This is a genomic window from Microbacterium alkaliflavum, assembly GCF_044325405.1.
GTDB classification, from domain to species: domain Bacteria; phylum Actinomycetota; class Actinomycetes; order Actinomycetales; family Microbacteriaceae; genus Microbacterium; species Microbacterium alkaliflavum.
Genome location: NZ_JBIQWL010000018.1, coordinates 1 through 14,999, shown reverse-complemented (window position 1 = coordinate 14,999; position 14,999 = coordinate 1). Strand labels below are relative to the sequence as shown.

Sequence of the window (14,999 nt, the reverse complement as noted above, 5' to 3'; positions counted from 1 at the left end):
ATGATGAAGCGCCACGGGAACTGCGGTCGCGGTACGCTGTCCCCACGGCAAACGGATGTGCCGGCAGCTCGTGCGAAGGCTTCGCCAATCCGAAATGCAGGTCCCAGGACGATCCGTTGCTTCACAAGACCGGCTCGACCGCCATGCGAGCGCGGAACCGAGCCAGGAACGTGAACCGACATGGACACCGTCCGCTCCTTCAAGGAACTCTCCAAGACGCGTCTGAAGACCCTTCGCTCATCGGGCGACACGTCGCTCGGTCTCCAGCAGGTGCAGCACCGGGTGGCCACCGATGCCGGCTACCGCTCCTGGAGCGCGCTGCTCGGAGCCGATGAGCGCGACCGGCAACTCGCCCTCGTCATGACGCCGGAACCCCACCTGAACATCTACGGGTTCGGTCCCGGATCGTTCTCGAAGACGCTCGAGCAGCGTCGCGAGGAGTTCGAGCAGCGGCGCGGCGAGCTCCGCGCCAGCGCCTCGCATGTCGACGAAGTGCGTGCGTGGCTCGCCGCGAACATCGCCCCGCGGCGGACCCTCAACACGCAGGTCGGAAGCTATGCGCTCAAGCACCTCGCGGAGGAGGACCTCGGCGACTACGTGGCGAACGGCGAGCTCATCGCCGCGGCCATCATCGCCGGCTACCCGTACCGCCGAGGCGGCGACGGGTCGCCCAACGCCGTGTTCGGCGTCAGATCGCGGAGCATCACGGTGCTGCGACAGCGCCTGAGGTAGCCCCGGGGCGCGTAAATCGGCCGCGAGCGGACGCAGTCAGTTCCGGTTCAGGCCGTGGCTGCGCGTGTCGAGCGCGAGCTTGAAGTGGCTCTCCGCCACGTCGATCTCACGCGCGGGCGTCGCCGGATCGAAGACACGCAGGAGCGAGAAGCGGAAGGTCGTCGGATCGACGTGGCGGAGTTCGACGTTTCCTCCGTGGCCGTTTGTCGCGTAGGCGCTCCAGCGCTGGCGGATGTTCTCGGCCCCGTCCGCTTTGCCGACGTACTGGCGGCCGTCGCGGGTGTCGGTGATCAGGTAGATGCCGATCACGGATGACAGAGCCGTCCGCCAGGAGGCGTACCGGGGTTCGCGCATCACCGCCTGGAGCCGGGCGTGATCCAGCACGAGCCGGTCGAAGCCCGGAAACGGTATCGGCTCGGCGTCGGCGATCTCCTTGACCGGGTACGCGGACGCCGTCATCCCGGCGAGCTTCCAGCTGCGCGGCGCCCTCCAGCCGACGACGAGCCGGTTCCTCAGCTCCGCCATCTGCTCAGAGACGACGAGGTCGAAGCTTCGCAGGTTGCCGTCGTTCGATATCTCGCCACGGTTCTCCACGACCGACCAGAGCCTGGCGCGATCACCGCCTTCCTTGACGAAGACGACCCAGATTCCGGGCGGCGACACCGGGAAGATCTCCGGCCGCGCGGACTGCTTGCTGGTGTACAGCAGTATCTCGTCATCGGTCGAGTCGGCGTGGATGCCCTGGAGGCCGCTGTCGTCGTGCTCACGCACGTACGCGTGGCGGATCACCAGGGCGTCGGCGGGGTCGATTCCGGCGCTTCGGAGGATCGGCTCGAGGGTGAGGGTCATTCGTCGTCCCACCCCGCTTCGAAGAGCGCGTCGTCTTCCTCGTCCGCCGCGAGCGGCGTGAGCAAGGTGATCTCCTCGATCTCGTCCAAGGAGAGCCGGATCTGCTGGATACTCGCCGCGGTGAACGTCGCGCTCAACGTGAATCGTGCGGGGCGTTCCTCGCCGACTCGGAGCGTGTGCCGGTTCCAGTCCTCGGTGTAGGTGTAGCCGTCGCGATCCCACATGCTCTTGTCGACGAATCCCTCGATCGCGCAGTCGGCATCGACCGTCACGCGGATCGCCATCTCGCCGACCTCGCCTGTGCGATACACCTCGAATGCGATCGAGCTCGGGTCGAACATGATCGCTTCGAACGCTGCGTCCTTCAACGACGATCGGAACGAGTACGGCGCGTAGTCCGAATAGCGGTCGTCACTCGGCCCCAGGTCGTAGCCGGTGAAGTCCGCGAGGGCGTCGTCCACGAGCCGCTCCACGTGACCGGCCGTGAAGGTCTCTTCGATGACGCGCAACAGCTCCGCGAGCGGCGCGATCGCCTCATGGGTGCCCACGTTCTTCAGGAACGTCACGACCTCGAACCGCTCGAGCGCCGCAAGCTCAGCCCGTAGGTCCGGGTGAAGGGCGGTCCTGTCTTCAGGGTCGCAGAAGTCCCCGGAGTTGTTCGACACGAACAGCACCGGCGTCGACAGATCCTCCAGACCGGCGCAGAGCGCGCGGATGTTCTCCCAGATCAGCGCGTCGCGGAAACCTTTGCCGTTTCGCGCGAACGGCTTCCGAGTGGCGACGTCTCGCTCCAGCAGATCGGTCGCGGGCACGTCCGGGCACGGCGGAATCTCGACGCCCTTGCGGGTGAGCAGCGATACTGCCGCCTCGTAGAACAGACGCCGCTCCACCTCCGGCACGGCGAGCTCCAGTGCCGGAAGGCCGCCCTCTTGCAGGGTTTCGTTGAGGTCGCCGAGTGCGGAATGCGCCTTGGACCGGTTCTCCTCGACGCGCTCCACCCATTGTCGTGACAGCTCGTGGACGACGACGTCCGGGATTACGAGCCTGATGTGGTCGGTACGGGCAAGCTCCAGCAGGATGGCGCTGTCGGCGCGCGTGAACGGCTTGGCGCCGTAAAGCGCGTTGCTGTCGAGGATGACGACGGGCTTCATCGGATCAGACCGGCTCGCCACCGGGGAAGTCCGAGATGGATGTCAGCAGCTGGCCAGACACGACGTAGGGGTTGTTCTCGTCGCCGATCACCTCTACCACGATCGCGTCGTCGTCGCACTCCAGCACGCGAATCGCGTCGCCGGCACGGAGCGTGAGCCCACCGCCCGCATCGGCGTCGGCGGCGGCAGCGACCGTGAACGTCTGGCCCTGCGTGGCGCACGGGACGGCACGCTTCTCGAGCCTGGACTTGAGCACCTTGACCGCCTGCTCGCCACCTGCATACGCCGCTCCGCCGGCGACGAAGATGAGCCCGGCAGCACCGACGGCGTATCTTGCCGCCTTCGCAGGACCGCCGACGGACTTGATGAACGTCGTGATCCACTGATAGCCGCCGAGGTTCCCCATTCGATGACGATATCCCGGAGCGAACTCCGCAGCCGTCACCGCCGTCACGGCGCCGATTCGGCGATGCTGCCGAAGAACGCTTGGATCGGGTCGGAGTCGACGCTCAACGGACGCTGCGCGATCCGTGCGAGTTGGTCTGCAGTGACCCTGATGGATCCGATCGACCCGTCCCAGAACGCGAGCTCCTTCGGGGAGACCTGCGGCACGGCGCCGAAGTCCACCTCGTCGGGGTGTGGCCACAGGAGCACGGCCCTGCCCGCGTCGACCTGCGCGTGCTGGAGGGGCCATCCCGGGTGCCAGACGATCGCGACGTTCACTCCGGCGAAGCCGAACGATCGGCTCATGAAGTCGCGGTCCTCGCCGTCGACGACGAGTTTCGGGAGGATGATGTGTTGCTCGATCTCGGCCGCCGGATCCTCGCCGCGGAGATCCCGCCGGGTGAGGAAGACGGAGAACCCGTCCGGCGGCGCGGCGCCGGTGCGAATCCAGTCCAGCCACTCCGGTCTGATGGTGGCGAGGCGCGGAACGCCGGTATCCCGCTGTAGTCCCGGATGGTCGTGCTCCGCTGCGGGGTGCGCCGACAGCAGACCCACCTTCAGCAGCCATCGCGCGAGCGCCGCACAGTCGTCCGCCGACAGGATCAGTTCTCCCATCGAGTCGGCGTGCGTCAGGAGCCGGCGCACGACCGGTTTCGCAGGCTTCTCGATCGTTGTATCCAGGGCGGCGTTGCATTCCTCGCAGGCCGGAACATGCACACCGAAGAGGGCGTCGGCGGTCAGCGGGGTCTTTCCGTCGCGCTTGGTGTAGGGAACCCCGGCACGTGACGTCGTGAAAGGGCCCTGCCCGTGGAACTCGGCGATGAACCAGGCCGGCCACACATGCTCACCGACGCCCACACTCGGGTTCGGGCAGAACACGCACGCCTGACCGGGGAATCTGCTGCCCATGACCACACGATACGGTCAGCCGATCCGTCGCCTCCCCACGGCACGTCGGCCGTCTCTGGGAGACTGAGGCGGTGGACAGCGAGATCAACCTGGGTTGAGCCACCGATGGTGCGTCTTCGAGATGGTCGAGGCCCCGCATTCGTCGACGACGACAGGTTCAACCCCGTCTGGTGGCGACAGAACGCGAACTTCGGGCCACCTGAACACCAATGGCGGTCCTACATCCGCGACGGCGAAGAAGTCGCGCGCATGCTCCCGTCGCTCCGGTACGCCAGTCACACGCCGCGGGCGGCCAGGCCCGCTGCCATGATCTGGGACTTCGAGGTCCGTGAAGGCCTCCGGGTCAGCGAGGACCGGATCGGCACACGGATCATCACCCAGCTCGCGGAGGAGTTCGGCGACCGGGAACTCTACATCGGCCCCGCGTACGACGCTGTGGGCTTCTGGGAGCGGTTCGGGTGGCCGATGTGCGACTGCGACGCATGCGAGGGCCGGGACATGATCGTGCACCGCCCTGACGCGTGTCGACGGCGCGGCGTCGACACATGCCGCACGGATCGGCAGGGCGCGCGCGGAAGGTCACACGCCCCGATTACGCTGAGCGACATGACCTTCTCTGCCGCGCACGGCGACCTCCTCGCCGCCCCGAGCACGGCAGACACCGCACAGCTGCGAGCCGTCGCCGGCCTCGCCCCGTGGTGGCGTGCGCGCGTCGTGCAGGCAGGGCTTCCGGCAGCTGTCGCGGACCTCAGTATCGCCCTCGCCGCAGCACCGCCGGAGCCGCTCCCGCGCCTCGACGACGATATACCATCCGTCGACCCGTGGGCGCTGGGGACCGGCTATGTCGAAACCCTCGATCCGGCTTCACGGTCTCAGTTCGGACGGCACTACACACCTCGAGATCTCGCTGAGCGGCTGTGGACGATGACACGGAAGGCGATGGGCTTCGGGGTCGACCCGCACCGGCTCCCTGGCTTGCTCCGCGATCCCGCCGTCGGCGGTGGGGCGCTCCTCATCGCGCCGCTGCGTGAGCACCTCCTGGCCAGCGCAGATGACGACCCGGCGCTCGTTCTCAACTCGCTGCCGAACCTCATCGAAGGCATCGACAACGACCCGTGGGCGGTCTACGTCGCCAACGTCGTCCTCGCAGCGGAGATGCTCCCGACCTGGGCGCGGGTCCCCGAGCACCGTCGGCGCCCCCTCCCCGCCCTCGTCCGCGTCGGAGACGGGATCGCCGCCGACCTGCCGCCCGCGCATTCCTGGATCATGAACCCCCCCTACGGGCGGCAGCGGCTCAGCGATGAGCAGCGGGCTCAGTTCGCCGACACCTTGTACGGCCACGCGAACCTCTACGGGCTGTTCATGGCGTCCACGATCGGGAAGACCGCGAAAGACGGCGCCGTCGGCGCGCTCGTGCCGACCTCCTTCACCGCCGGCCTGTACTTCCACCGGCTACGGGAACAGCTGGCGAAGTGCCTGCCGATGAAGGCGCTTTCGTTCGTGCACAGCCGGGACGGCGTCTTCGGCGGGGTGCTGCAGGAGACCTGCCTAGCCGTGTTCAGCCCTCGGCGCGCCCAGCGCACGACGGTCACTCGGATCAACGGGCACGTCAGCGACGTCGCGAAAGTTCCCACCCCCCGCGGAGACACCCCGTGGCTCATCCCACGCGAAGCCCGCGACGCGACCACCGCGGCGACCGCGGCGTCACTTCCGCTGCGACTCAGCGACCTCGGCTGGCGCGCATCGACCGGCCCGCTCGTCTGGAATCGGCGCGCCGCCGACCTGCACCCCCGCCCAGCGAAGAACCGCACCCGGATCGTGTGGGCGGCCGACATGATCAACGGCCGTGTTGGTCGCTCCCGAGCGCGGGACTCGATGCGCTACCTGGCGCTCACCGCAGCCAGCGACCCGAAGGTGATGACGCTCACCGTTCCCGCAGTGCTCGTGCAGCGCACGTCCGCGCCCGAACAGGACCGGCGCCTCATCGTCGCCGACCTCGACGCGGCGACGCTCGAGCGCAACGGGGGGCAGGTGGTCGTCGAGAACCACATCAACGTCCTCCGGCCGACGATGGACGAACCGCCGATCGATCATGCGACGCTCGCGCACGTGCTCTCCTCGGCCCCACTGGATCGGCTCATCCGGTGCATCTCCGGCTCCGTCGCCGTCTCGGCATACGAGCTCGACGCACTGCCGTTCCCGGACGAGGAAATCGTGCGCGCGTGGTCGAAACTCGACGGGGCCGCGCTGGACGCGGCCATCGAGGCGGCCTACCGCTAGCCTGACGACGTGGCCATCTACCTCCCCATCGTGCCGGTCGAGGAGGCGGTCAAGCGCCTCGAGCTGATCTTCCCGCGCGCCGCGTTCGACTCGGTGCTCAGCAGCCCGCTGGCCGCAGCGAGCGTCACCGCGATGATCTACGTCGGCGCGGTCTGGGACGACGCACTCGAGGCATCCGGGCAGCGATGGGTCCGCCCGAGCATGGTCATGTGGCTGAACGACGCCGAGCTGGCCTACACGGCAGACGCCGATCGCGACGCCTGGTACGCGGCCGCGCTCACGGGCAAGAAGGCCACCGAAGCCCTCGCGGCAGGGCGCGGATACGCGATGGTGCAGCGCTATGCCGACAACACCCGCGAGACTCTCCGCGACGAGACCTGGCCCAAATGGCGCGAGCACGGGGCGACCCTCTACCGCGGCGGCATGCCGACGTCCTACCCCGGTCCGCGCTGGACGCTCGCGCGATCGTTCGCCGACCTGTTCGACCCGGCTCTCGCCGGCGACGCACTCATCGCGGCGATCGACGCCTGGACGCAGCACAACATGTCGACCGCCGGACGGATGCGGGCGATGAGCGCCCGCGATCTCGCTCGAAGCGAGGACGCCGTTGACGTTCTTCTGCCGAACGGGACGCACCGGCAGCTGGAGCCGGGCGGTGCCTCTCAGATCCTGAAGGGCGTCATCGAAGCCTGGGCGCCGGAACGGCTCCACTCCCCCATGGTGCTCAGCATCTCCGAGCCCGGCGACAAGGTATACCTGATCGACAACGAGCGGCTCGCTTCGATCGGCATCAGCATCGATATCTCGAAGCTCCTCCCCGACGCCCTCCTCGTCGACGTGGGCGTCAGCCCCATCGAATTCTGGATGGTCGAAGCCGTGCAGACGGACGGCGAGATCTCCGACGCCCGAAAGGCGGACTTGCTGGACTGGGCAGCCGCACAGGGCATCGATCCCGATCACTGCCAGTTCCTGACCGCATTCTCGTCAAGGAACTCCGCACCCGCTCGCCGCCGACTCAAGGACCTCGCAGCAGGCACGTACGCGTGGTTCCTGGACGAACCGGGCATGGAACTCGCGTGGACGCAGCTCGACCGTGAGACGAACGTCCGTCCCCGCCTGGCGCCGGTGACGCCGCTGCGCTGAGCGGAACGGCCCGTCTAGGATTGCTGTGCTGTGAAGGTTCAACCCAGCGGTGCCGACTGGGCTGACATGCAGTCTCAAATCCTGCCTTGAAGTCCATCTCGGCGAACTCTGGCGACCCTGCGTGAGCTTGTGCAGCGGTCCGACTCTCCGGCTTCCCGGGCTCCGCCCACGGCGTGAGAGAAGGCAGTCGAGACTCCGATGAGTCGCATCCGCGGCAGGATTCGACAGCTCCATCTGCCCAGTCCACGGCATTGCACAGGATTAGTTCGAGGTCGACCTCGGCGGACGGCAATTGCCGCGCGACCCCGAGGGTGGTGGGATCATCAATCTCAGACACGGCCCCTGCAGCCGCGGCCGGAGCAGCGCGACGTTCAGACAGGACGCCGTGTTGGTCGGTGCATTACGGTGGCGCGGGAGATTCTCGGTTCACCGAGGCGAGAATCTCCGAGAGCGCGTCCCGGGTGCCGCCGAGGCCGACGGACAATTCTTGGCTCAGTGAGCCAAGAAACTCCGCGGCAATCACCTTGACGCGCGCGACCGTGTCGGGGCCGGATCTAGCGACGCGGGAGCCTCTGCGACGGTGGTTCGGCATCGAAGGCAACCTTCGTGGTCGATGCGACCGGGCGGATGACAATGCGCGCACTCGGCGGGGTGGGCCGACCCCGGGCGAGCGACGGCATCCCGTCGCCGAGGCCGATCGCAGAAGCCGGCCCTGCTCCCGTCGATGCTCTCGATGCGTCGCTTCACCCGGGACGCTTGGGAATCTGTTCCCTCGGGATCGCGCGCGGGATGAGAAGCGCTGATGCGAGCATGGGGGCTGTGAGGAGTAGCCAGGGAAGCGCCGACGCGCCTGACGGACCCGCAGCGCCGTCGAGCAGTCGTCCGACGGCGAGGTTGCCGACGAGGACGGCGAGGCCGCCGAGGCTCGCGAGCAGGCCGAAGTAGGAACCGGTCGGCTGGCCGCTTGCGAATCCGGGCACGAGGCTGAGGGCGGTCGGGTTTGCGGCGAGGTGGCCGAAGGTGAGACCGGACACGGCGACACCGATCATCGCGAGATGGATGCCGGGCGCCAGGGCGATGACCGCTTCCCCGGCGAGCAGTGTGAACGCGCCCGCGCTGGCGAGGTAGCCGGCTCGCAGTGCGGTGCGGGCCCCGACACGTGAACACCAACGGGCGACCGGCAGTTGGAGTGTGAGAGTGAGGATCGATACCCACGCGAACATGACGCCGATGAGCTCGGGGCCGGTGCCGATTCGGTCGAGTTCCAGCGGGAGGGTCAGGTAGAGCTGGTTGTAGGCGAGCAGGTCCACTGCATGCAGCGCCGCGAACATGACAAAGCGCGGATCGTGCAGCGCTGGGATGCTCCCGCGGCGGGCGGGCGGATCACGTCGCTGACTGTTCGACGTTCGCGGCAAAAGGGAGGCGAGGGCGACCCCGATCACGGCGAAGCAGGCGGCACCGGTGGCCGCGACAACCTCGAACCCGAGCGGCAGCAGCAGCGTCCCGAGCAGCGGTCCGATCACTGCGCCGACCTCCCCGCTGAGGGTCAACCAGGCGAACAGTGTGACGCGCCGCCCGGGGATGCGGGCGTCGGCGTCCGCGACCAGCGTGTTGAGGGCCGGGGAGAAGAGCGCCCCTCCGAGTCCCGTGGTCACCGTTCCCGCGATGAAGAGCCAGAGGAGCATGGGAGAGGACCAGAGGGAGCCCGCCCAGGCGAGAAATCCCGTGACCCGGATCGCGCACCCGATCAGGATGGTGGCTCGCGCACCGATACGGTCCGCGAGCGCCCCGCCGACCAGGAACATGCCCTGCTGCGCGAAGGTGCGCACGCCGAGGACGAGCCCGACCGTGGTCGCCGCCAACCCGAAATCACCGCTGAGCACCACCGCGACGAACGGCACCACCGCGTAGAAGCCCACGTTGAACAAGGTCTGCGTGCCCATCAGCACCACAACGCGCGGCCTCGAGGGGACATGCGGGATGTACGGGTCACGGATTTGCGTGCGCTGGAGACTAGGAATGATAATCATTCTCATTATGGTTTCTGATCCTAGTCGAGCCGCACAGCGCGACCCGCTCGTGCCCCCCGTGCCGGACCCGGTCCTCTCGTTGCGACGTGCACGTGTAAGCACTGTGGACGGGAACCGCGTGCTGCTCGACGTTCCGTCGCTTGACCTGTTCGCGGGGGCGCGGGTCGTGATCACTGGCCCGTCAGGGAGCGGGAAGTCACTGCTGCTGAGCACGCTGACGGGCCGATGGGCTCCCGGGCTCCGTTTCGAAGGCGAACGGCATGCCACATCGCCGCGGATCGGGTTCGTGCCACAGCGCGGGCTGGATGCACTGCACCCGCTCATTCCGCTGGGTCGGCAACTCCAGCGTGTTTCCGCGGCCAGCGTCGAACGCGTCGGGCAGACACTCGACGCGGTCGGGCTCTCCGACCCGGCAATGCGCCGCCGTCGCCCTGCCGAACTCTCGGGCGGACAAGCGCAACGAGCCGCCGTCGCCCTGGCCGCGCTCACCGATGCCCCGCTGATCCTGGCGGACGAACCGACCAGCGCGCTCGACCACGAATCCCGCGACCTCATGCTCACGCTGCTTGCCGAGGTGATCACCGCGGCGCAGACCCTCGTGGTCGCAACGCACGACTCGGTTGTCGCGGAGGCCATCGCGACCCGCCACCTGACGGTGGCTCACGGCACCGTCACAGAGGTCCCGGTGCAGATCCGATGACGGCGCCGAAGATCAAGATCACCGGCGTGACCGCGGTGCACGGGCGGGGCGAGAAGGAACGTCAGCTCCTCCGCCCGACGAGCCTCGCGATCCACGAAGGCGAATCGGTCGCCGTCGTCGGCCGCTCCGGCGCCGGAAAATCCACCCTCGCCGACATCGTGCTGGGCTTGCGTGCGCCCAGCAGCGGGCACGTGACCGTCGGCGGACAGCACTGGCACACCGCGGCCGGGCGCCCCCCCCGCCATCGTCGCCACCTCGTGCAGGGCGTGCCGCAGGATGCCGGCGCCGCGTTCGTGCCGCGGTGGACGCTGCGCCAATCGATCGCGGTTGCCATTCATCGGCTCACCGGCGACCGAGACACCGATGCCCGCATCCGCGCCGCCGCAGAACGAGCACAGCTCGATCTCGAACTCCTCGACCACAGACCGGCCGAGGTGTCCGGCGGACAGGCGCAGCGAGCCGCGATCACGCGTGCGCTCGCGGTCGACCCGGCGGTGCTCGTTGCCGACGAACCGACCAGCGCGCTCGACCCGGCCACCGCTTCCGCGGTCTCGGATGCATTGTTGCGCATCGTCGCGGAGCACCGTCTCGCGCTGCTGCTCGTCACCCATGACCCGGCGTTCGCCGACCGGTGCACCCGCACCGTACACCTCACGTCCCCCTCGGAAAGGAACACCCACCCATGACCCGCCACCATCCCCGATCCCACAGCCGGCTCGCCGCAGCGGCCGCGATTCCCCTCGCCACAGTTCTGCTGCTCAGCGGCTGCTTCTCCTCCACGGCAGCGCCCGCCGAAACAGCGGCCGGGAGCGAGCGCATCTCGATCGCGATGCTGCAGCCGCCGCGCTCCGGGCTTAGCCCGCTCAGCGATGACGCGTTCAAACTGTCACGGTGGGCCACCGCCGAAACCCTCGTCGTGCTCGACGAGGAAGGCACCGCGCTCCCGTCGCTCGCAACCGGCTGGGAGCGCGAGGATGAGAAGAGCTGGCGGTTCACGATCCGATCCGGTGTGACGTTCCACAACGGCAACGAACTGACCGCCGACTCGGTGGTGAACGCGCTGCAGCACGCCATCGAGGCCACCCCGCTGCCGCGGATCCTCGACGGCGTTGACATGACGGTCCAGGCGAACGGCGATGATGTCGTGGTCGCCACGGGGGCGCCCGACCCGCTGCTGCCGCAGCGGCTGTCCAGCCCGCAGCTGGCGATCCTCGATGCCGCGGCCTATGAGACTAAGAACGTGAGCCCGGTCGGTACCGGTACCGGCCCGTTCGAGCTCGTCGCTGTCGACGGCATCGTCGGTGCCACCCTGAACCGCTACGACGACTACTGGGGCGATCCGGCTGCGGCCGCGGGTATCGACGTGAAGTTCGTGCCTGACGGCACCGCCCGTGCGGCCGCGCTGCGCACCGGCGAAGCCCAGGTCGTCGAGGCGATCCCCGCCGGTCAGGCGGCCTCCATCGACGAGGACCTCATCATCGAGGTGCCCATGCCCCGCACCAACACGCTCTACCTGAACACCGAGACCGGACCGTTCGCCGACCCCGCCGTCCGCGCGGCTGCCCGCGAAGCCATCGACCGGTCCGCGATCATCGAGTCCGTGTACGAGGGCCGCGCCGACCTCGCCGAAGGCCTCCTCGGCCCCGCCCTCCCGTGGGCCGCCGACTACCGGGACGAGGACGCCTACCATGAACTGCTCGCCAGCCGACCGAAGCCGGCAGCCGTCGACGGAGTCCAGATCACGCTCGGCACGTTCACCGACCGCGCCGAGCTGCCCGAGGTCGCGGTCTTGATCGAACAGCAGCTCGAGGCGGTCGGGTTCGACGTGCAGCAGGACGTGCGCGAGTACCAGTTCATCGAGGCCGACGCCCTGGACGGCAAGTTCGACGCGTTCATCCTCTCCCGCGCGACCGTGCTCGACTCGGGCGACCCGGTCGCGTACCTCGCCTCCGACTTCACCTGCGAGGGCGGGTTCTCGATCTCCCAGCTGTGCGACCCGGGCGTCGACGAGGCGATCCAAACGGCGTCCGAGACCGAGGCCGGCGAGGACCGCCAGAAGGCGACCATGCTTGCCGAGGCACGCGTCCTCGCCGCCGACGCGGCGATCCCGCTGCTGCACGAACGCGTCATCCAGGGCGAAGCGCACGGGGTCATCGACGCGGCCCGCGATCCGCGCGAGCGCATCCTCATCACCGTCGACACTCACCTCGACGGCAACTAACTGGGGAGAGGCGTGCGTCACAGCAACACCCTCGGCATTGCGTCCCGCATCGTGTGCGGGGTCGTGCTACTGGTGACCGCTGGGGCCCTGCCCTGGCTGTCCCAGCGCGACCCCGCCGCCTCAGTGCTCCGGGCCCGCTACGCCGAACTCGAACCCACCGCCGAGGCGCTCGCCTCCATCCGCACCGAACTCGGCCTCGACGGTGGCCCCATCCCCACCAGCCTCCGCTGGTGGACCGGCGTCCTGCACGGCGACCTCGGCAGCTCCTGGGTCAGCGGCGGCGAAATCGGCCCCGGCGTCTGGCGGGCACTCGGCGTGTCCGCCTCCCTCACCTGCTTCGCCATCATCGTCGCGCTCGCGGTCGCCGCCACCCTCGTGGTGCCAGCGGCGCTGCGGGTGCTCCGCGATCAACCGCAACGCGGGTCCGGTCCGGTCGGGGTCGCGCTCACCGCGCTGCCGGAGTTTCTCCTCGCCAGCGCCCTCCTCGTGCTGGTCGCCGTGCAACTGCAGTGGCTGCCACCCTACGGCTGGACGGGCCTCGACACTGCGGTCCTTCCCGCCCTCGCCCTCGGCATCCCCGCCGGAGGACTACTCGGGCGCCTCCTCGCCGACGCCATCTCCGGGGTCGCCGAAGAACGCTGGGTGAACGTCTGGCGTCTGGCCGGCGCACCCCGTCGTGTGATCCTCGGCGGTGTCTTCCGCCGCGCCGCAGCCGCCGTCATCGACCAACTCGGACTGGTGTTCATCGGCATCCTCGGCGGCGCCGTCGCCGTCGAACAGGTGTTCGCGATCCCCGGCCTGGGCCGGTACCTCCTCGGCGCCGCCAACGCCCAAGACCTCCCCGCCCTGCAAGCCGGCGTGCTCCTGATGGCCCTCGCTGCCGTGCTGGTCGGCCTGCTCGCCGGGGCGGCCCGCCGCGGGCTGCGCGGCGGGCCGCTCCCGGCCGGTGCCCTCCCACCGCCACCCGAACTGCGGGGCGACGGCCGTGCCGCACGCTGGACCGCTGGCTTCGCGCTCGGCGGCATCGCGCTCATCCTCNGGCCCGCCGCGGGCTGCGCGGCGGCCCGCTCCCGGCCGGTGCCCTCCCACCGCCACCCGAACTGCGGGGCGACGGCCGTGCCGCACGCTGGACCGCTGGCTTCGCGCTCGGCGGCATCGCGCTCATCCTCGCCTTCGGCCTACCCCGCGACCCGTACTCCATCACCCATCAACGGCTCGCCCCACCCAGCCTGGAACTCCCATTCGGAGCCGACGCCAGCGGACGAGACCTGCTCGCCCGCGTCGCGCACGGCACCCTGGGCACGTTGCTCCCGTCGCTGGGGATCGTGCTCCTCGCAATCCTCATCGGACTGCTGCTCGCCGTCCTCGGCGAAGTCGCGCGCGGACCCGCCGAGGTCGCCAACGCGACACCCCCGATCCTCGCTGGCGTCATCATCGCCGCACTCTTCGGACCATCCGTCGGCGGCGCCGCCCTCGCGGTGCTCTGGGTCACCTGGCCCCCGCTCACCACCCACGCCGCCGCCCTCATCGATGAAGCGGCCGCCATGCCGCACATCCGCTGGCTGCCGCTTGCCGGCGTCTCCAGCGCTGAGATCTGGGTCCGGCACATCCTCCCCGCAGCCGTCCCACCCCTGCTGCGACACGGCATGCTGCGACTGCCCGGCGTCGCCCTCGCGCTCGCGGCGCTCGGATTCCTCGGCCTCGGCGCACAGCCGCCCCTGCCCGAATGGGGGCTCCTCCTCTCCGAAGGCATCGACTACGTCGAACGCGCCCCGTGGACAACCGTCGCGCCGGCAACCGCGCTGATCCTCACCTCGGTGCTTGCCGTCGCCCTCGCAGGCCTCCGCCGACGCCAGCGGCGGCCCACGGCTCCCGACAATCGCGGCGTCTCCGAGCCGGCGATCCCCCTCACCCTGATCGGGGCAGATGAGAGTCCACGATGAGACCACTCATTGGTGCACCACCCCGTTAGTGATAGCGGGTTTGGGGTGTGCCTGATGAGGTTTCTTGTTGAACTGCCGGCCGGTGGCTGACCGCCTGGGTCGCTTGTCCCTCGAGGACGAGCGTGAGATCTGCGGCAGCCGCCGGGCCGGGGGGTCATCACCGGCGCTAGGGATACGCGGGTTGGACCGCCACGCAATGAGCGTCCGGGCAGGCTTCCCGTCACCGACGGTGCCGTATCCACTACATTATATTGAGATTGAGAATCATTCTCGTTAACGCTATTGTTCCTCAAACGCAAGCGAACGGAGAGCGATGGGCGCGCAGCTGCACCGCACCTCCGTCTCGGGTGCCCGGGCGCGCTCGCGTCGCCCGCATTGGCATCTGCGTGACCACCTCGGTACCGGTGCACGCCCGTACTGCGGGTGCGAACGGGACGTTGTCCCGCGCCCTGGGCTGACCGTCCCGGCAGTTCTGGCGTCGTGGACGCCGACCCGGCATCAGCACAGGGTGAGTCCCATAGCGTGGTGTCAATTCCTGCGGGGCTCTCGTCGTCGCTGACGATGAAGGGCCACCGTGGGATGACCAGTTGTTTCCGG

13 protein-coding genes and 1 pseudogene are annotated in these 14,999 nt (G+C 69.0%); 8 read left to right on the top strand and 6 right to left on the bottom strand.

The window, feature by feature from the left end; all coding sequences use genetic code 11:
- Window positions 1-180 precede the first annotated feature (180 nt).
- On the top strand, window positions 181-732 hold the full coding sequence (locus ACH3VR_RS22695; protein ID WP_397558618.1) for a hypothetical protein: 552 nt from the start codon (window positions 181-183) through the stop codon (window positions 730-732).
- 36 nt (window positions 733-768) lie between these two features.
- Here ACH3VR_RS22695 and ACH3VR_RS22690 read toward each other — a convergent pair whose 3' ends face one another.
- Genes ACH3VR_RS22690 through ACH3VR_RS22675 form a run of 4 tightly spaced genes read right to left on the bottom strand, consistent with a single transcriptional unit; the run spans window position 769 to window position 4,085 of the window.
- The gene (locus tag ACH3VR_RS22690; RefSeq protein WP_397558617.1) at window positions 769-1,581 is read right to left on the bottom strand and encodes a GIY-YIG nuclease family protein; all 813 of its coding nucleotides are present in this window, start codon (window positions 1,579-1,581) and stop codon (window positions 769-771) included.
- The gene (locus ACH3VR_RS22685) at window positions 1,578-2,732 is read right to left on the bottom strand and encodes a PIN domain-containing protein (protein ID WP_397558616.1); all 1,155 of its coding nucleotides are present in this window, start codon (window positions 2,730-2,732) and stop codon (window positions 1,578-1,580) included. The genes ACH3VR_RS22690 and ACH3VR_RS22685 overlap by 4 nt, the downstream gene beginning before the upstream one ends.
- A gap of 4 nt (window positions 2,733-2,736) precedes the next feature.
- Entirely contained in the window at window positions 2,737-3,138 is a 402-nt protein-coding gene (locus ACH3VR_RS22680; protein WP_397558615.1) for a hypothetical protein, read from the bottom strand.
- A gap of 44 nt (window positions 3,139-3,182) precedes the next feature.
- Window positions 3,183-4,085, bottom strand: a complete 903-nt coding sequence (locus ACH3VR_RS22675) for a hypothetical protein (RefSeq protein WP_397558614.1) — start codon at window positions 4,083-4,085, stop codon at window positions 3,183-3,185.
- Between the two features lie 606 nt (window positions 4,086-4,691).
- On the opposite strand from ACH3VR_RS22675, the gene ACH3VR_RS22670 reads away from it, so the two are divergent.
- Window positions 4,692-6,365, top strand: coding sequence for a DNA methyltransferase family protein (locus ACH3VR_RS22670; RefSeq protein WP_397558613.1), 1,674 nt, complete (start codon window positions 4,692-4,694; stop codon window positions 6,363-6,365).
- A 9-nt stretch (window positions 6,366-6,374) separates the two neighbouring features.
- Window positions 6,375-7,508: a BsuBI/PstI family type II restriction endonuclease gene (locus ACH3VR_RS22665; RefSeq protein ID WP_397558612.1), complete on the top strand. Its 1,134-nt coding sequence runs from the start codon at window positions 6,375-6,377 to the stop codon at window positions 7,506-7,508.
- A gap of 743 nt (window positions 7,509-8,251) precedes the next feature.
- On the opposite strand, the gene ACH3VR_RS22660 is transcribed toward ACH3VR_RS22665, so the two are convergent.
- The gene (locus tag ACH3VR_RS22660) at window positions 8,252-9,451 is read right to left on the bottom strand and encodes an MFS transporter (protein WP_397558611.1); all 1,200 of its coding nucleotides are present in this window, start codon (window positions 9,449-9,451) and stop codon (window positions 8,252-8,254) included.
- A 205-nt stretch (window positions 9,452-9,656) separates the two neighbouring features.
- Here ACH3VR_RS22660 and ACH3VR_RS22655 point away from each other — a divergent pair, with 205 nt between their 5' ends.
- Genes ACH3VR_RS22655 through ACH3VR_RS22645 form a run of 3 tightly spaced genes read left to right on the top strand, consistent with a single transcriptional unit; the run spans window position 9,657 to window position 12,459 of the window.
- Window positions 9,657-10,238 (top strand): ATP-binding cassette domain-containing protein, encoded by a 582-nt coding sequence (locus ACH3VR_RS22655; RefSeq protein ID WP_397558610.1) that lies wholly within the window; start codon window positions 9,657-9,659, stop codon window positions 10,236-10,238.
- The gene (locus ACH3VR_RS22650; RefSeq protein WP_397558609.1) at window positions 10,235-10,924 is read left to right on the top strand and encodes an ABC transporter ATP-binding protein; all 690 of its coding nucleotides are present in this window, start codon (window positions 10,235-10,237) and stop codon (window positions 10,922-10,924) included. The genes ACH3VR_RS22655 and ACH3VR_RS22650 overlap by 4 nt, the downstream gene beginning before the upstream one ends.
- Window positions 10,921-12,459: an ABC transporter substrate-binding protein gene (locus ACH3VR_RS22645; RefSeq protein ID WP_397558608.1), complete on the top strand. Its 1,539-nt coding sequence runs from the start codon at window positions 10,921-10,923 to the stop codon at window positions 12,457-12,459. The genes ACH3VR_RS22650 and ACH3VR_RS22645 overlap by 4 nt, the downstream gene beginning before the upstream one ends.
- A gap of 120 nt (window positions 12,460-12,579) precedes the next feature.
- Here the strand turns inward: ACH3VR_RS22645 and ACH3VR_RS22640 are convergent, their stop codons facing one another.
- Window positions 12,580-12,963: a hypothetical protein gene (locus tag ACH3VR_RS22640; protein WP_397558607.1), complete on the bottom strand. Its 384-nt coding sequence runs from the start codon at window positions 12,961-12,963 to the stop codon at window positions 12,580-12,582.
- Between ACH3VR_RS22640 and ACH3VR_RS22635 the strand changes: the two are divergent.
- Both ACH3VR_RS22635 and ACH3VR_RS22630 read left to right on the top strand, forming a co-directional pair.
- Window positions 12,856-13,311, top strand: a pseudogene (locus ACH3VR_RS22635) (ABC transporter permease subunit); the annotation flags it as partial. The gene ACH3VR_RS22640 and the pseudogene ACH3VR_RS22635 overlap by 108 nt on opposite strands.
- Window positions 13,312-13,763: 452 nt before the next feature.
- On the top strand, window positions 13,764-14,402 hold the full coding sequence (locus tag ACH3VR_RS22630) for an ABC transporter permease subunit (RefSeq protein WP_397558606.1): 639 nt from the start codon (window positions 13,764-13,766) through the stop codon (window positions 14,400-14,402).
- The last annotated feature ends 597 nt before the right edge of the window (window positions 14,403-14,999 follow it).